The 17,514-nt window shown below is 71.9% G+C and carries 14 protein-coding genes; 11 read left to right on the plus strand and 3 right to left on the minus strand.

All coding sequences use genetic code 11. The annotated features are described in order from the left end of the window. The first annotated feature begins 47 nt into the window (after positions 1–47). The gene (locus tag ACN261_RS01620; RefSeq protein WP_425848023.1) at positions 48–626 is read left to right on the plus strand and encodes a TetR family transcriptional regulator; all 579 of its coding nucleotides are present in this window, start codon (positions 48–50) and stop codon (positions 624–626) included. Between the two features lie 60 nt (positions 627–686). Here the strand turns inward: ACN261_RS01620 and ACN261_RS01625 are convergent, their stop codons facing one another. Further along, positions 687–1,088, minus strand: coding sequence for a hypothetical protein (locus ACN261_RS01625; RefSeq protein WP_421483654.1), 402 nt, complete (start codon positions 1,086–1,088; stop codon positions 687–689). A 193-nt stretch (positions 1,089–1,281) separates the two neighbouring features. On the opposite strand from ACN261_RS01625, the gene ACN261_RS01630 reads away from it, so the two are divergent. From ACN261_RS01630 to ACN261_RS01665, 8 genes are all read left to right on the plus strand, one after another. Then, entirely contained in the window at positions 1,282–1,587 is a 306-nt protein-coding gene (locus tag ACN261_RS01630) for a DUF6403 family protein (protein WP_425848025.1), read from the plus strand. Then, complete coding sequence (locus ACN261_RS01635; RefSeq protein WP_421483655.1) at positions 1,584–2,942, plus strand: hypothetical protein; 1,359 nt, start codon at positions 1,584–1,586, stop codon at positions 2,940–2,942. Before ACN261_RS01630 ends, ACN261_RS01635 begins: the two co-directional genes overlap by 4 nt. Beyond that, on the plus strand, positions 2,939–3,910 hold the full coding sequence (locus ACN261_RS01640; protein ID WP_425848027.1) for a hypothetical protein: 972 nt from the start codon (positions 2,939–2,941) through the stop codon (positions 3,908–3,910). Before ACN261_RS01635 ends, ACN261_RS01640 begins: the two co-directional genes overlap by 4 nt. A gap of 546 nt (positions 3,911–4,456) precedes the next feature. Next, positions 4,457–6,472 carry a hypothetical protein gene (locus tag ACN261_RS01645; RefSeq protein WP_425848030.1) on the plus strand — a complete coding sequence of 672 codons (2,016 nt, stop codon included), beginning with the start codon at positions 4,457–4,459 and terminating at the stop codon, positions 6,470–6,472. Then, the gene (locus ACN261_RS01650) at positions 6,469–7,494 is read left to right on the plus strand and encodes an endonuclease domain-containing protein (protein WP_425848032.1); all 1,026 of its coding nucleotides are present in this window, start codon (positions 6,469–6,471) and stop codon (positions 7,492–7,494) included. The genes ACN261_RS01645 and ACN261_RS01650 overlap by 4 nt, the downstream gene beginning before the upstream one ends. Then, entirely contained in the window at positions 7,481–8,131 is a 651-nt protein-coding gene (locus ACN261_RS01655) for a hypothetical protein (RefSeq protein ID WP_425848034.1), read from the plus strand. The genes ACN261_RS01650 and ACN261_RS01655 overlap by 14 nt, the downstream gene beginning before the upstream one ends. Positions 8,132–8,181: 50 nt before the next feature. Then, positions 8,182–11,376, plus strand: coding sequence for an ATP-binding protein (locus tag ACN261_RS01660; RefSeq protein ID WP_425848037.1), 3,195 nt, complete (start codon positions 8,182–8,184; stop codon positions 11,374–11,376). Between the two features lie 83 nt (positions 11,377–11,459). After that, positions 11,460–12,059 (plus strand): hypothetical protein, encoded by a 600-nt coding sequence (locus ACN261_RS01665; protein ID WP_421483660.1) that lies wholly within the window; start codon positions 11,460–11,462, stop codon positions 12,057–12,059. Positions 12,060–12,087: 28 nt separating this feature from the next. Here the strand turns inward: ACN261_RS01665 and ACN261_RS01670 are convergent, their stop codons facing one another. Then, positions 12,088–13,113, minus strand: coding sequence for a PaaX family transcriptional regulator C-terminal domain-containing protein (locus ACN261_RS01670; protein ID WP_421483661.1), 1,026 nt, complete (start codon positions 13,111–13,113; stop codon positions 12,088–12,090). 298 nt (positions 13,114–13,411) lie between these two features. Here ACN261_RS01670 and ACN261_RS01675 point away from each other — a divergent pair, with 298 nt between their 5' ends. Then, complete coding sequence (locus ACN261_RS01675; RefSeq protein ID WP_421483662.1) at positions 13,412–14,800, plus strand: extracellular catalytic domain type 1 short-chain-length polyhydroxyalkanoate depolymerase; 1,389 nt, start codon at positions 13,412–13,414, stop codon at positions 14,798–14,800. 209 nt (positions 14,801–15,009) lie between these two features. Then, positions 15,010–15,846 (plus strand): ArsR/SmtB family transcription factor, encoded by an 837-nt coding sequence (locus ACN261_RS01680; RefSeq protein WP_421483663.1) that lies wholly within the window; start codon positions 15,010–15,012, stop codon positions 15,844–15,846. An 8-nt stretch (positions 15,847–15,854) separates the two neighbouring features. On the opposite strand, the gene rox is transcribed toward ACN261_RS01680, so the two are convergent. Continuing rightward, positions 15,855–17,324: a rifampin monooxygenase gene (gene rox, locus ACN261_RS01685; RefSeq protein ID WP_425848042.1), complete on the minus strand. Its 1,470-nt coding sequence runs from the start codon at positions 17,322–17,324 to the stop codon at positions 15,855–15,857. Positions 17,325–17,514: the final 190 nt, after the last annotated feature.

Raw genomic sequence — 17,514 nt, forward strand, 5'->3', positions numbered from 1 at the left:
GACGGTTGTGCAAGACCCTTGTGCGAGGGACCCGCTACGCTGTGCCCATGGGCAATCGGGACGACCTGCTCGCCGGCGCGAAACGCTGCCTGGTGGAGAAGGGCTACACCGCCACCACCGCGCGGGACGTGGCCGCCGCGGCCGGCACCAGCCTGGCCGCTATCGGCTACCACTTCCGCACCACCCGGGCCCTGCTGGACCAGGCGCTCTTCGAGGCGATGGAGGAGTGGGGCCAGGAACTGGAACGGGCATTCACGGTCGACGCCGGCCCGGACGCCACCCCACGGCAACGGTTCGAGGCGGCCTGGACCCGGGTGATCGAGTCCTTCGACCGGCTACGCCCCCTCTGGGCCGTCCAGTTCGAGCTGATCTCCCAGCTCGACCGTGCCCCCGAGCTGCGGGAGGCACTCCGCGCCGCCAACCACCGCGCCCGGCTCGGGCTGGCCGCGATCTTCCACCAGCTCGACCCCGAGGCCGACGAGGCCGAGGCGCTGGCCCTCGGCGCGTTCTACCAGACCCTGCTCGGCGGCCTGGCCGCCCAGTCGCTGGTCGACCCGCAGAGCACCCCGACCGCAGCCGACCTGACCTGCATCCTCGTCCGGATCACCGACGAATTCACCGCCTGACCGCCTGCCGAACGGCGGATGCCCGCCACTGCGGCACGAACCCGCAGGCGGGAGCCGGGCTCAGGTACGCGGGCGACGGTCGGCGACGCGGCGGCGGACGAGCCGGCTGCCGAGGCTGACCAGGGTGCTGCCGACGCCGGTGCCGAACAGCACCAGCACCGCCCCCACCACCCACAGCCCGGAGTCGTCGGTGGCCGCCGCGTGCCCCGACCAGGCGGCCGTGAACGCCACCGTCATCACCGGCGCCACCAGCACCGGGCCGAGCAGCCAGCCGGCGACGGCGGCGACCACGACCAGGGTGAGCACCGCGCCGACCACCTGCCAGACCGCGTACGGGCCGGAGGTCGCGCCGGTGCGGGGGTCGGTCGAGTAGCCGCTCTCCCACCCCAGCCAGGCCGCCCAGGTGCCGATCGTCGCGGCCGCGAGCAGCACACCGCCGAGGAGGGTTCGGGTACGCGTCATCTGCACGCCCCGATCATCGTCGGCGGGGCCGGCCACCGGATGAGCACCCGTACTCACGATCACCGGCACGCCACCCTTCGCAGCGACAACCGCCCTGGTCGGGGGCCGTGTGGCGCGGGTTGACCCGATCGGCGAGACTCGGTCGGACCACCCCCGGGGGCCGTCCCCCGGACCCGGCGAACGGTTGGAGCCCATGGCAGACCCCTCCCTGTTCTGGCTGGCCGGTGCGGTGCTGCTGGTGGCCGCGGGCGTGGCGACCACCCTGCTGCCCCACCGGCGGGCCCACGCGGAGCAGCGGCGGACCGCCTGGTCGGCCGCGCGCGCGGCGATCGACAGCGCGGCCGTCAGCCGGGACGCGACCCCGGGCCGGGTGCCCGAGGCGGAACGGCTGTTGACCCGCGCCGAGTCGCTCGCGGGTCGAGGCGGCGGGGTCGACGCGGCGCGGGCGGCGGCCGAGCACGCCCGGCAGGCCGACCGGCTGTGGCGGGAGCACCGGTGACCGCCCGCGGATACCGCCGGCTGGCCGAGCCGCTGCGCTGGACGCTGCTCGGGATCGCCGTGCTCGTCCTGGTGGTCTTCCTGCTCGCCCAGCGGCAGCAGGGCATCGACGTCAGCTACGGCAGGTCGCCGACGTCGACGGCCGGGGTCGACACGGACGGCGCCGGCACCTCCGACCGGGCCACCGTGCCGTCGGTGGACGAGATGACCGCGCTGGTGGCCGCCGCGCCGGTGGTCCGCCTGCCGGGCTCGGTGGCGTACTGGAACGAGCAGCGGGTGCGGGAGGTGGCCGGCGACACCCGGATCCTGGTCGCCCCGCCCGGCCTGGACAAAGATGAACGGGAGCGGGTCCGGGACGTGGAGAACGCCACGATCCGGGTGATCGGCACCGAGGTCAGCGGCGGCTTCTACCAGGCCAGCTCCGACCGGCTGCCCGCCTGGCGGGCGCAGTTCGCCACCGGGGACGTGACCGATCTGCTGATCGCCCTGATCACCACGCTGCGCAAGGAGTCCACCCCGGCCGACCGAGACGAGTTGCGCTGGCGCGAGCCGAGCGGGCCGGAGCTGACCACCGTCCTGACCGACCTGCGGGCGACCGGGCGGCACATCGCGCCCGGCGCGACCCTCACCGACGTGCCCGAGACCGCCGCCCGCAACGCCTTCCCCGACGGGGCCTGGTACGTCGCGCTGCCCGTGCAGCGCTACGGCGAACCCCTGCCCCGGTACGGTCCCGCCCTGAACGCCCGGTTCCCCGACCGGCCGATCGTGGTGATGTACGGGCTCTGGATCGAATACCACGGGCCCGGCGCGGCGGACTTCGCGGAGTTGGCCGGGGCGAGCTTCTACGGCCAGTTCGCCAACCTGCTCAGCCGCACCGACTACCCGCAGCGCAACGTGCTGGGCGTCTATCTCAACCGGGTCACCGACATCCGCTACGCGGGCCTGTTCGAGCGGCCCCTGCCGTACCGGCCGGCCGACCCGCTGCGGGTGGCGTTACCGGCGTTGCCGTGGCTCTTCGCGGGCTGCGTGGCGGCGTTCATGGTGCTGTCGGCCCGGTCGCTGCGCCGGCCCGACCGCGGGCCGGGCAGCCGGCGGGATACCGCGCCGACCCGGCTTGCCGGGTTGACCGCGTTGGCCGTCGAGGTGTCCCTGCTGACCGACGCCCGCAGCAACCCGGCGCTGACCCGGGGCATCGTCACACTCCAGGCCGCCCGGTCGGCGTGGGAGGAGAAACTGCCCGCCCGGCACGTCCGCACCCTGCTCGACGAGGCGGCGGCCGAGCTGGACGACACCGCGCGTCAGGTCGGCATCGCCAGTTACCGACCGGACAACTACCTGCGGGGCAGGCTGTCATGACACGTTCCCCATCCCCGCGGACCGCCACCGCCCGCCCGGGGCGGGCACGCGTCGCCGGCCTGCTCGGCACCCCGTTCGGCCTGGCCGTGCTGGCCTGCCTGGTGCTGGCCGGCTGGGCGGTGTGGAGCGGCGGGGCCCTGGACGGCCCGATCGCCAGGCACGTCCGTACCACGTCGTTCTACGCCGACCCCGGGCTCGACGTGGACCGGGCGGCGGCGGAACGGGTCATCGGCAACCGCCGGCTGGTGGTGATCCTGCGCTCCCCCGGGGCCGACCTGCGGGACACCTGCAAGCAGGTGCACCGGGCCGCCGACGGGACCGTCGTGCTGGTGCTCAGCCGCGACGGCGACGACTACGACACCTACGGCTGCGCCCTGGTGCCCGGATACGAGAAGAAGAACCTGGGCAAGGCCGCCGCCGCAGAAATGATCATCGGTCGGGGCATCGACACGTTCGTCGACCGTCCACTGGAGGCCGTGAAGGTCATCGCCGTCAACTACGACCGGCTGGTCAAGGCCGGCACCGTGCCCGACGGCGCGCGGACGATCAGCCCGTCGCTGCCCCGGTTCCTGCTCGCCGCCGCGGCGGTTACCGGGGTCGTCGCCGGAGCGTCGGTGCTCTACCTCGGCGGCCGGCGGGCCGGGCGGCTGGCGGCGGCCCGGCGGGTCCGTCGCGACGAACGCACCGACAGCCGCAGCGCGCTCAGCGCCGCCACCGCCGGCCTGGCCCAGCAGATCATCGACCTCGACCCGACGTACGCCCTGCTGAGCGGCCGCCCCGACGGCGAGGACAGCGGCTTCGTCCGACGCTACCGGCAGTTGACCGCCGACCACGCCGCCCTGCTCGACCGGCTGTCGACCCTGGACGACGCCGACGAGCAGGCGGTACGGGAGCTGACCACCCACGTCGAGTCGCTGAGCCGCCGGGCGCAGTCGCTCGCCGACGGAAGACCCGGCAGGAGCGCATAGCCTGTCCGAATCCGTCGGGCCACCGGCGGGTGACTCGACGACCGAACGCCACGCTCATTCCCGATCATCGTCGTCGGTATTCCTCGCTCGCCTCACCAGAATGATCAGTGTCACGAATGCCCCAGCGGTCGAGAACAACTCACCAAGTGTCTGAAGCACGACTGTCCAATGCTGCACGAACCCTCCCCAGCTCCCCTCGGTTCCACCGGTTCCCGGCGAACGAATGCCATGTCAGCAGCACGAACGACGATGGTCGAGCATTCCGGAGAAGGCCGGAGGAAGTGGGAGCCAGCCGGACGGTCGCTTAGTGCGAGACGCCTTGCTATGGCGCTGGCGGCGACCCGCTTCGTAGGGTGTTCGGGTTCGTCCGACGGCTGCACGGGAGGGTGGAGAACGCTGAAGTCCGCCGCCTTATCCGATCTCCCACGCGCCCGGACCTGGCCCGAGTTCGCGAAGTGCCTCAATCGGATCCACACCGATTCCGGCCTGTCCTACAGCGATCTTGAGCAGGCGGCCCGCGGCCGGTCCGCCCACGGGGGCAGGGAGTTGAAGCGCAGCACCGTCAGCGACGTCCTGAACGGCAAGCGCAGGGTGCAGAAGCCGATGCTGGAGAGCCTGCTGGCCGTGTGGCCACTGCCTGACTCCGGCCGGGAGCAGATCTGGGAAACCTGGCACCGTCTGGCCCAGCAGTCCCGGCAAGGGCCGCTACGCGCGGGCCGATTCGACGAGGCGTCCCCCCGCGAGTTGGGCATTCACGCGGCGATCGGGTCCTCCGGAGCGCACGACGAACTCCCCAGCTATGTACGTCGCGAGTTCGACGACGCGCTGGAGGAGGCGCTTGCGATGGGTGCCGACCGGGGTTGCTTCGTCACCCTGGTGGGTGGTTCGTCCACGGGTAAGACCCGCTCGCTGTACGAGGCCATCCACAACGTCGTACCGAACTGGTGGCTGGTCCAGCCCAGTGGCACCGACGAGATCCTTAGCCTGTTGGACGAGCCGACCGACGGCACGATCCTGTGGCTCGACGAGATGCACCGTTTCCTGGGCGCAACTCCCCCGCTGACCCGGGACATGGTCAGGATCCTGGTCAGAAGCCGGATGATCGTGGTGGGCACGCTCTGGTCCGAGGAATACACCATCCGGAAGGGGCTTCGGCGTACCGGCTCCTCCGACAAGCATGCGGACGATCGGGCGCTTCTCGAGTTCGCTCAGGTCATCAGCGTGCCAGCCGGGCTGGTGAGTGCGGAACGGACCCGGGCCCGGGAGATCGCCGAGGACGACGAACGGATCCGGATCGCCCTGGACAGCAGCGACGCGGGATTGACCCAGGTTCTCGCCGCCGGGCCGGACCTGGTACACCGGTGGGAGCAGGCACCGTCGTACGCGAAGGCGGTCATCACCGTCGCGGCCGACGCCCGTCGCCTCGGCGTACACGCCCCACTGCCGCCGGAGTTGCTCCGTCGGGCGATGTCCGGGTATCTGCGGCCGGTGGAGCGGGTCAGCCCGCCGGATTCTTGGTTGGCCGCCGCCATCCCGTACGCGGAGGCTCCCTTGCACGGCACGATCGCCGCCCTCTCGCCAATGGCCGGACGGCATCCCGGCATCCTCGCCGGCTATGTCGCCGCCGACTATCTCGCGCAGCATGTAAAGCGCGTCCAGCGGGACAGGTGCCCGCCGGACAGCCTCTGGGAGGCCCTGATAGACGGTGTGGACAGCCTCGACGACCTCCGCCGGCTATGGGGCAGCGCCTCGGTTCGGATGCGTCACCAGTACGCGGAACGTGCGCTGCGCCGGCTCTGCGCACTCCAGGACGGCGCGGCTTTCCTGGAACTGGCCCGGCTGCTGACCCGACAGGATCGGCTGACCGAAGCCGTCGCGCTGCTGGCGGAACGGGTCCGGACAGCTCCCGGTGACGAGACCGCCGCCACCGAGCTTGCCACGACCGTCGTGTTGCGAGACCGGGCCGCCGAGCTCCGGAGCGATCCAAGCGCCCAAGACCAGCTCTGGGAGCTGTTGCACGACGGCGGGCGGACCGCCGACCTGCGGGTGCGGGCCGAGGCCGGTGACTCGGTCGCCGCCGACGACCTCGCCGAGCTGCTGGCGGAGCAGGGTTGCCTCCAGCAGTTGCGGGAGCGTGCCGACGCTGGGCACCGGCTGGCAGCCGACCTGTTCGTCGAGTTACTCGCCGCCCAGGCGCGGGTCGACGAGCTGGGTCGGCGCGCCGAGGCGGGCGACGAGGCGGCGGCTCGCCGGCTCGCCGGGATCTCCGACGGCGTGGCCGGCCGGGAGGATGAGAGTATCTTCCACGCCCGGCTCGCCACGTTACGCGCAGCAGTGGATGCAGGCGAGTCTGAGGCCGCCGACCAACTGACCGGGTTGCTGTTCGAATTCCGTCGGGAACACGAACTGCGCACCGAAGTCGATGCCGGCACTCCGCACGCCGCTGACCGGCTGCTGGCCCTGCTCAACACCGAGCACGTCCGTAAGGCCGACCTGCACCGGCTACGCGCGTTCGGACTCCGCCCGGACGGCTCCCCGACCTACACCGGTGACCTCCCATGAGCCTCGTCCGCCAGCTCGCCGAGCTGCCGATGGACCGCGTCATCGAACTCCGGGGAGCGCGGACCGACACCGTCGCGGCGACCGCCACCGGGGAACTGCTCGACCTGGCCACGATCGTGCTGCGTCCGGGCGCGACCACTACTCCCAATTCCTTCGTCCGTGCCGCCCTGGAGGAGTTGGAAGGCGTCGCGGTGGCGCTACTGCCCGGGTGGCTTCCCGAGGCTGCGGATGTCCCCCGCGCCGACCCGTACGGCCTGACCGCCGTCCGGGCCGCCGCAGTCCGCCGGGCACGGGACTCCGCGCACTTCGCGCCGTTCCTGGCGCACCTGGCCACCGTGGCGCTCTCCGGCCGGCGACCGCCGGTCGACCCGTTTCCCCTGGAGATCCGGTGTCTGGGCCTGACCCGTGTGGTGGCGGAGGGCTTCGGGCGCACCCGGGTGAGTCTGCTGATCGAGGTACCCGACGACCTCGACGCGATGGGCGAACGGGCCCTCGTGGCGGGTGCGGAATGGCTGTGTCACCACGGCCGGGTAAGCGTGTGGTTGGTCGGCGCAGTGCTCCGGCACGAGGACCGAGTGGTCTGCGCCATGCTCGACCGAGCGGAGAACGATCGACCTCGGCCACCCCTACCACTGCCGGCTGACGTGCGGGGACGACCTCACCCAGGCAGCACGGTCGAAGCTGCTCTGGAGGCCGCGTTGGCCGCCGAGAGCTGGGCGGTGGGGCGGTGCTGGAACCGATACCACCAGCCACATCCGCTCTCATCTCCGGTCTGCCTGGATCTGCTCTGGCCCGACGAACGGTGTGTCGTCGAGATCGACGGCCCGGAGCACTGCCGGCCGGACCGGTTCGAGGCGGACCGGCAGCGCGATGTGCAGTTGCAGTTGGACGGTTACGCCGTCCTGCGCTTCACCAATGCCCGAATCAACCACGATGTCGGCGCGGTGGTGCACCAGATCGGCACCCTGGTCCGGGCCCGACGACGTGACATAACGGAAGGAAGACCCCATGCCCGGCGATGACCTCACCCCCTCCGAGGCCGCGATCCTGTTCGTCCTGATGGCGGAGGCACGGGAGGTACTCAACACCGAGTTGAAGGAGCGCTACGGCGTCGACGTTCGCAAGGAGTATCGGGACAAGCTCAATCGACTCGGCTACATCGACAGTCGCCCCAAGGGCCGCACCTTTCAACACCAGCTCGCTGACGAAGGCTGGGTACGGGTACAGGAAGACCTGAACTTCCAGTCGTCGGTTGGCCGGATTCTCGGTGGGGCGCTGACGGCCTTGCAGGTGAACCTGCGGGACAGGGTGATGGCTCGCAGCGACTACCGCACGTTCGGTGAGATGTTCGCGCTGACCGACGTGCGGGCCGGCACGCCGCAGCCGGATCAGCGGCTCGCCCTCGGTCTTCGCGTCCGGCACGCGTACGCGGCGCTGGCCGCCGAGCCTGGGGCCTGGGTCAGCCTGACTCGGCTGCGGCCCTTCTTTGGTGACGTGAGCGCCGCCGACCTTGACGAGGCGCTGCGGGATCTGGAGCGCGAGCCGGACGTGGACATCGTCCCGGAAGAGAACCAGAAGCTGCTGACCTCGGCGGACGTCGCGGCGGCCCTGCGGCTGGGCGGCCAGGACAAGCACCTGCTGGCGATCGGGGTGGGATGACCAGGGCGGAGCATGCGGCACTGGCGGCGCTCAGGTTCGATTGGGCGCCGGTGCCCGACGACGTCTGGCGGCCCTCACCGTTCCACGTGGACGGCCTGCACGCCGCCGTGGTCCGTGACGTCCTCGACGGGGTGGCCGACGCCCGGGACAGCGCCGACAGCAGCCCGATCGGGTTGGTGCTGCAGGGGCAGCGCGGCTCTGGCAAAACCCACCTGCTGGGCTGGATCCGCCAGCAGGTCCAGCAGCAGGGTGGCTACTTCTTCCTGGTCGGGCTGCTGGATGCGCACGGCTTTTGGGACAGCGTGCTCGCCGCCATGCTCGACGGGCTGTCCCGGCCGGTGCCCGGCAGCGAGAGCCAGCTCCGGTTGCTGCTGCGCCGGCTCTCCTCGATGGTCGGGGCACCCCGGTCGGTCCGCCGGGCCGTGATGGGTGACACCGAGCTGACCCGGACGGCCCTTGACGCGTTCGTCGAAGGGCTCGTCGGGTACGCGCCTCACGTGGCCCGCGCCTGCCGGGAAACGGCCCGCGCCCTTGCGTTGAGCGCCTCGGAAGACGTGAGCCATCGGGACATCGCGGAGAACTACTTCACCTCCGGGGAAGAGGGGGAGCCAGGCGAACGCAGTGCCTGGGGCATGCGGCGGGCACCCCGCAGCGCGCAGCAGATCGTCCAGGAACTCTCCTGGCTGCTGGCCCTCACCGGCCCGTCCGTGATCGCCGTCGACCAGATCGACACCCTGATCGCGCAGTCCGTGGCTGCCGGTGATGCCCTGCACGCCCGGCCCGACGTGCGGGACGACCCGGAGCAGGCCGCCGTGCACGCCCGGATCGCCGACGGCCTGATGTCGCTGCGCCAGCTCACCCGCCGAACGCTCACCCTGGTGGCCTGCCTGCCGACCTCGTGGACGATCATCAGGAGCAGAACGGTTGGGACGGTGAGCGACCGGTTCCGGATGGCACCCCGGCTCACCACCATCCACGACGCCACACTTGCCTGCAAGATCGTCGAGCGACGGTTCGCCGCCCGGTTCACCGAACGCGGCTTCGTACCGCCGTATCCGTCGTGGCCGGTGCGGCCGGAAGCCTTCGCGCAGGCCGAGCAAATGACGCCCCGGCAGTTGCTGATCGACATCGACCGGCACATCCGGGCCTGCGTCGCCGCCGGTGAGGTGCGGGAGCTGACCCGGCTCGGTGCTGCGGCAGCGCCGCAACCTCATGGCCCGAGCCTGCCCGCCGTCGAGGATCTCGACCGCTTCGACGCGAGATTCGCCCAGCTCAAGAGCGAGGTAGACGTTTCCGGCCCGCTGGCACGCGACAGCGAGGACAGCACGGTCCCCGCGCTGCTCGCGGCGGGGCTGACCGCCTGGGTGATGACGCGCGGCGAACAGAGCGGATCGTTCAGCGTAGATCCAGCCCCGAGCGCCCAGCCACCGCTGCACGCCCGGCTCCGGCTCACCCTCGACGAAACCACCGAGGACCAGGTCCATTGGTGTTTCCGGGCGATCAGCGAGGAGCACCACGCCATCGCCGCGCTGGCCCGGCTCCGCAAGGCGTGCACAGTGGCGGGGCTCGACGCGCGGGTGGCCCGCCGTAAGCTCTTCCTGCTCCGCAACGGGGCCTGGTCGAGCGGGGCCAAGACCCGGCAGGCTATCACTGCGTTCACTCAGGCCGGCGGGACGATCCTGCCGCTGGACCACGAGGATCTCCGCATCCTTGGAGCCCTCCGGGTCATGCTCGCGGAGTCCCCCGTCGACATCCAGGGTTGGTTGACCACCCGTCAACCGACACGGGACCTCTCCGTATTGCAGCAGGCCCTCGCCTCCGCCGACGACTGGCTCCCCGATGCTCCCGGTGACCACAAAGCCGGTTCAGCGGTACGACCGAACCACACCGGACCGGTCACCGCAGGAGCGACCGAGACGACACCGACCGAGGTGGAATCGGTCGACGCGGGGACGGCCGGCGGGAGGTCCGACTCGGGCGAGGTTGATCCTCCACCGGCCGGCAGCGATGAGTCCGGTCCGCGGCTGACCGTGGGGTACGACCACCGCACCGACCGGCCCGTGTCCCTCCCGCTCGAGGCCCTGCGCAAGCACACCACCATCTTCGCCGGCTCCGGGTCCGGCAAGACCGTGCTGATCCGGCGCGTCCTGGAGGAGTGTGCCCTCGCCGGGGTCTCCGCCATCGTCCTCGATCCCAACAACGACCTGGCCCGCCTCGGCGACGGGTGGCCGGAGCCGCCGCCGCAGTGGCGCGCCGGGGACGCCGGGAAGGCCCGGGACTACCTCGCCGGGACCGACGTGCTGGTGTGGACGCCACGCCGGTCGTCGGGTCGCCCGCTGAGCTTCCAGCCGCTGCCGGACTTCCGTGGCGTGCGCGACGACCCCGACGAGTTCCACGAGGCCGTGGAGGCGGCTGTCGCGTCGCTCGCGCCCCGCGCCCAGCTGACCGGTCGCACCAACAAGGTCCACCTGGGGCTCGCCGTGCTGCGTAAGGCCGTCGAGCACTACGGCCGGCGCGGCGGCAGCCGGGTGCAGGGCCTGATCGACACCCTCGCCGACCTGCCGGACGGGCTGCTGGACATCGACGGGGCCGACAAGATCGGCGTGGGGATCGCGCAGTCGCTGGCGGCGGCGATGGTCAACGATCCGCTGTTCGGTGGCGAGGGCAGCCCGATGGACCCGGGCCTGCTGCTCACCCCCGCCCCCGGCGCGCGGGCCCGGATCTCCGTCGTCAGCCTCGTCGGGCTGCAGTCCGACGAGGCCCGGCAGGGCTTCGTCAACCAGTTGCAGATGGCGCTGTTCGCCTGGATCAGGAAACACCCGGCGAACGACCGCCCGCTGCTCGGGCTGCTGGTGATGGACGAGGCGCAGACGTTCGCCCCGTCCGGCGCGATGACACCGTGCACCCAGAGCACGCTGGCGCTGGCGGCCCAGGCCCGCAAGTACGGCCTGGGCCTGGTCTTCGCCACCCAGGCGCCCAAGGGGCTGCACAACCGCATCCCGGGCAACGCGGCGACCCAGCTCTACGGCCGGCTGAACAGCCCGATCCAGATCGAGGCCGCCCGGGAGATGGCCAAGGCGAAGGGAGGCGACATCCTCGACGTCGCCCGGCTCGGCACCGGCGAGTTCTATCTCGCCGCCGAGGGCGCCGCACCGGTGAAGATCCGCACCCCGCTGTCGCTCAGTCACCATCCGCGCAGCCCGCTCACCGTCGAGGAGGTGCTGGAACGGGCCCGCCGCCGGTGAGCTCGACGACCCCGCCGACCTGCGGATCTTGCCACCGGGATCTAGCGTGGAAGGAGCCTGTTCACCGGCAGTAAGGATCATCGATGTTGCGCAAGCATCTGGTCGGGTTGATCGTCGGCATCGTCGTCATCGTGGTGCTGGGGGCCGCCGCCGTGGTCTGGATCACGCTCAACAAGCCGGAGCCGACCGGGCCGGGTCGGGACGCGGCGGCACCGGCCGGGGCAACCGCCTCCGGGCCCACGCAGCCGGCGTCCGGCAGCCCCGCCCCGTCGACCGCCGCGCCCGGCGCGGTCGCTTCGGCGTCGCCGGAGGCCAGCCCACGGCAGATGAGTCGCCTCCTCTACGACGACGGGCAGAACACGGCGACCGTCACGGGTCTGGAGGTGACGGCGGGTACGCTGCGGGTGCAGCTGCGCTATACGACCCGGTCCCCCGGCGGCTGGGTGCTCAGCTGCCCGGCCCGGACGGCGGATCTCCGGTCGTCGCATCTGACCATGGACGACGGGCGGCAGGTCTTCCCGGTCGACACGTACTGCGCGTCGCAGCGGCCCGGCACGGATTTCACCCTGCGGCCCGGCGCGGTCCTGGAGAGCTGGGGCGTGTTCCCGGTCGTGCCGTCCGGCGACAGCCCCTTCTCCCTCACCTGGTACGACCTGGGCACCGTCGAGGGGCTGAAACTCTGAGCGGGCCGTGGGGCCGGCAGTGGCCGGGTCAGTGCGCCGGGGACGACTCCGCCAGGTCGGTGGCGACTGCGGGTGGGGCGGGAGTGCGGGCTTCGGTGGCGCACACCCCGGCGAGGAGGTCGGCGGTGCTGTGCGCCCGCACGTCGGCGGCGTACGTGCCGTCGGCGAACCGGGCGACGACGGCCCGGACGTGCCGCTCGGCGGTGTCGGCGAGCCCGTCGTAGACGGCGGCGAAGGTCTCCCGGGCGGGGCCGCGCAGCCAGCCGGCGGGCAGCAGCCGCAGCGGTAGCTGCGGATCGAGGGTGGGGAACCGCCGGAAGGTGTCCATCACCTCGGTGCGGGCCCGGACCGCCTCGGCGCCGTCGACCCGGCCGGCGGCGATCCGTGGCAGCAGGGGCCGCCAGCGTCGCAGGAAGCTCTCGTACTGTTCGGCGACCGCCGCGACGTCCCAGGCGTCGAGCGGATCGCGGCCGGCGACCGCGTCGAGGTCGACCCGGCGGCCCCGGAACACGGTGACCGCGCCGAGGTGGAGCTGGGTGAGCTGGGCCCGTGCCTTCGGGGTCAGCTCGTGCGGCGAGATCCACAGTCCGTCGTACAGCGGCGCGTAGCCCAGCCACCGGAGCTGGCCGCGCAGGGCACGTCGTTGCGCGCTGCGCTCCTGGGGCAGGGAGAACGCGACGAGGGTCCAGCACTCGTCCCACGGTTGGGTGGTGGTGGTCGCGGCCATCACCCAGCTGCCGCCGACGGAGAGGCTGACCGCGGCGGACCGGCTGAGCCGGTACGAGCTGCGCCGCCCCTGCCGGCTGCCCTCCAGTACGCCCCGGCGGGCCAGCCGGCTGATCACGGTCCGCGCGCCGGCGAGGCTGACGTCGGACTCGGCGAGCAGCGCGACGATGGCGGCGGACGGCAGCCACGCCCGGGTCCGCAGCGTGTAGTCGGCCAGCAGGGTCACCGCGACGCCCTGGGGCGAGTTGCCGGCCTGCCGGCGGGGCAGCCGCACCGGGTGGTCCCCGTCGTCGGGGAAGATCTCCTCGATGTCGAACGGGTGTGGCACTGGGACGCTCCGGGCTCGGCTGGGCGACGGTGGCACCGACTGTAGACGGCGCACCGGTGCCCGCCTACCAAACGCGGTCCGGGGTGGACCCGGGCGCGGAACCGGTGACCGTCAAGTGTATCGAGGCCATTCGATTGACACTTGTGGGACCGAGGAGAACACTAAGTGCCATGCAATGCCCTAGGGCCGGGGCAGGGCATGCCGGACGTAGTGGGCCGGCGCGGACGACACGGGCATCCGGGCGTACCCGTGCCGCACGGTCGCGCGGCCGATCTCAACCTGTGAGGGAGTCACGCCCATGAGAATCAGACGGAGACTGCTGCTCGCCCTGGCGGCGCCGCTGGTCGCCACCGTGGCGGCAGCCGCCCTGGTGGTACCGACGCTCCAGCCGGCGTACGCCGCGTCGCTGGTCGAGGTGACAAACTTCGGCGACAACCCCGGTCGGATGCGGATGCACATCTACGTGCCGAACACCCGCCCGACCAACCCGGCGATCGTGGTGGCCATGCACGGCTGCGGCGGCACCGGTCCCGGCTTCTACTCCAGCAGCGAGTTCGCCTCGCTCGCCGACCGGTACGGCTACATCGTGATCTACCCGTCGGCGACCCAGCAGGCCGGTTTCGGCAACTGCTTCGACACCTGGTCGGACGCCGCGAAGCGCCGGGGCGGCGGCAGCGACCCCGTGTCGATCGTTTCGATGATCAACTACACCGAGCGGCAGTACGGCGGCGACCCCCGCCGGGTGTTCGCCACCGGCAGCTCGTCCGGCGGCATGATGACCAACCACATGCTGGCGGTCTACCCGGACGTGTTCGCCGCCGGGGCCGCCTTCATGGGGGTGCCCTACAACTGCTTCGCCAACGCGGCCGACTACCCGCCCGGCGCCAGCCAGTGCACCGGCGGGAACATGAACCGTACCCCGCAGCAGTGGGGCGACGCGGTCCGTCAGCAGGCGTACCCCGGCTACACCGGCCCCCGGCCGAAGGTGCAGCTGTGGCACGGCACCGCCGACACCCTGGTGCCGTACTCGCTGCTCCAGGAGACCATCGAGCAGTGGACGAACGTGTTCGGGCTCAGCCAGACGCCCACCTCCACCGACACCCCCCAGGCCAACTGGAACCGCCGCCGCTACGCCGACGCCAGCGGCAACGTGCTCGTCGAGGCGTACAGCGTCCAGGGGGCGGGGCACAGCCTGCCCTCCGGTGGGATGGCCGCCGTCGCCCTCCAGTTCTTCGGCCTGACCAACCCGACCCCGACCACGCCGCCGCCCACCACCCCGCCGCCGACCACGCCCCCGCCGACCACCCCGCCGCCCACCACCCCGCCGCCCACCACGCCCCCGCCAACCACCACCCCGCCGCCCAGCTCCGGGGCCTGCCGGGTCACCGCCAGCGTCAACGCCTGGAACAGCGGCCTGACCGAGAACCTGACCATCACCAACACCGGCTCCAGCGCCGTGACCGGCTGGTCCCTGGTGTTCACGCTGCCCGGCGGGCAGAGCATCACCTCCGGCTGGAACGCCACCTACTCCCCCTCGTCGGGGCAGGTGACGGCCCGTAACGCCAGCTACAACGGCACCATCCCGGCCGGCGGCTCGATCGACATCGGCTTCCAGGCCAACCACACCGGCAACACCGCCAAGCCCTCCTCGTTCACCCTCAACGGCGCGGCCTGCACGGTCGCCTGACCGACCCGGTCCACCTCTCCAGGTGCGACCCTGTCATCCGGTACGGGCCACGTGGCCCGTACCGGATGATCCGCTCCCCCGCCCGGTCACCGGGCGGGGGAGCTTTCCGCGCCCGGCTCCCGGATCCGGTGCGCGGGCCGCCCACCCTGCCCGCCGCCGACGGCACCTCGCTTGACATTAGGCAGGCAGATGCCTGCATAATGCTGGTCATGGCCGGCGACATGGACAAGGTGTTCAAGGCGCTCGCCGACCCGACACGTCGCCGGTTGCTCGACAGCCTCCGCCGCCAGGACGGTCAGACCCTCGGCCAACTCTGTGCCCAACTCGCCATCACCCGGCAGTCGGTGACGCAACACCTCGGCGTGTTGCAGGAGGCCAACCTGGTCAACGCCGTCCGACGCGGCCGGGAGAGGTGGCACTACCTCAACCCGGTCCCCATCCACGAGTTGCCGCAGCGATGGATCGCCGCGTTCGAGGAACCCCGGCTACGGGTGCTCGACGCGATCCGCCGACAGGCCGAGGAGCCGCAGATGACCGTCACCAAGCCCACCTTCGTGTACGTGACCTACATCCACGCCACCCCGGAGCGGGTCTGGGAGGCGTTGACCGACGCCGACCTGACCGGCACGTACTGGGGTCACCACAACGTCTCCGACTGGCGACCCGGCTCCCGGTGGGAACACCGACGCACCGACGGCTCGGGCATCGCCGACGGCGGCGGCACGGTCCTCGACGCGACCCCGCCGACCCGGCTGGTCATGACCTTCGGCGACGTCGACGCCGAGGCCGGGCCGGACGCCTCCACGGTCACCTTCCTCATCGAACCGCACCGGGACATCGTCCGGCTGACCGTCACGCACGTGAACCTGCCGTCCGACGAGGACTTCGACGCGGTCTCCGCCGGCTGGCCCGCGGTCATGGCCAACCTGAAGTCCCTGCTCGAAACCGGCCGCGCGCTGCCCCAGGCACCCTGGGAGATGCACGCCGCACTGCGGGCCGCCCAGCGCAACGGCGGCGACGGCACGACCCGGCCCGACGCACCCTGACGCCGGCCCTACCGGCCGGAACGGCCGGGCCCGGACAGGTCCTGGGCCGCGGTGGCGACGCCGAACCACCGGCACAGCCGGTCGCGCAGCTCCCGCCGGTCGTCACCCGCCCACGCCACGTGCCCGTCGGGCCGCAGCAGCAGCGCGGGCACCTCCAGTTCGCCGCTGACGTCGACGACGCGGTCGACCCGGTCGGTCCAGCCCTCCACCGAGAGTTCCCCGGTCTGGTCCAGCAACAGCCCCCGGCCCCGGTGCATCAGCCCGTAGAGGCGTCCCCGCTTCAGTTCCACGTCCCGCAGCCGCCGGCCGACCAGGTCGTGGTCCGCACCGAGGTCGTAGCGGACCGAGATCGCGGTGATCTTCTCGATCAGGTACCGGTTCACCTGCTCGAAGTCCATCAGCTCGGTCAGCAGCCGACGCACCGCCTGCGGACCCGCCGCCAGCGACATCAGCTCCGTCTGCGCGCGGGTGTTGTCGAGCACGTCCGCCGCCACCGGCCGGCGCTCCGCCTGGTAGGTGTCCAGCAGGTCCGCCGGTGCCCACCCGGCGACCTGCGCGGCCAGCTTCCAGCCCAGGTTGAACGCGTCCTGGAGACCGAGGTTGAGCCCCTGCCCGCCCAACGGCGGGTGCACGTGTGCCGCGTCGCCGGCCAGCAGCACCCGGTCGACCCGGTACTGCTCGGCCAGCCGGGTGGCGTCGCCGAAGCGGGACAGCCAGCGGGGCGAGTGCACCCCGAAGTCCGTGCCGGCGGTCGCCCGCAACTGCTGCCGGAAGTCCTCGATGGTCGGTGGGACCGCCCGGTCCTCACTCACCCCGGCCGCCGGTACGACGACGCGGTACAACCCCTCGCCGTCCCCGACCGGGCCGACCCCGAACCGTAGCTGCGTCCTGCGCACCCGGGTCATCACCGCGACGACCTCGTCGGGTGGCGCGGTCAGCTCCATCACGCCCAGCAGCGTCTCGTTCCTGGTGGGCTCACCGGGAAATCCGACACCCAGCAGCTTGCGCACCGTGCTGCGGCCGCCGTCGCAGCCGACGAGATAGCGGGTACGCAGCCGGGTGCCGTCGGCCAGCTCGGCGGTCACCGCGTCCTCGTCCTGGCTCAGCCCGACCAGTTCCGTGCCCCGCCGGATCTCGACGCCGACCGCGGTGGCGTGCTCGGCGAGCAGCCGCTCGGTGACCGGCTGCGGGATGCCGAGGATGTAGTCGTGCGCGGTGTCCATTCCCGACGGCCAGTCCTTGGCGATCCCGGCGAAGTAGCCGCCGATCCGGAACTGCTTGCCGTGCGCGAGGAACCGCTCCAGCAGGCCCCGCTGGTCCAGCAGCTCGATGCTGCGCACGTGCATGCCGAGCGAGCGCACCACGCTGGTCGGCTCGGCGTCGCGCTCCAGCACCACCACCCGTACGTCGTGCAGCCGCAGCTCGGTGGCCAGCATCAGGCCGGTCGGCCCACCGCCCACGATGGTCACGTCGATCATGGATTCCCCGTTCGACTGCTCGCGTCGCCTGATACGTCGAAACCAACGCATGCTTCGCGAATCTCGGATTTCGCCAGGTTCTGGCGTCGACTGGAGATTCTGCACCGCCACCGGGGTCTTGCCACAAGGCCCGGGGTGCGATATATGTTAGAAGTGGCAGGGAGAGTCTGACTCCCTGCCTTTGCTGTTT

Origin of the sequence: Micromonospora sp. WMMD723, from assembly GCF_049863385.1 — a bacterium.
Taxonomy (GTDB): domain Bacteria; phylum Actinomycetota; class Actinomycetes; order Mycobacteriales; family Micromonosporaceae; genus Micromonospora; species Micromonospora wenchangensis.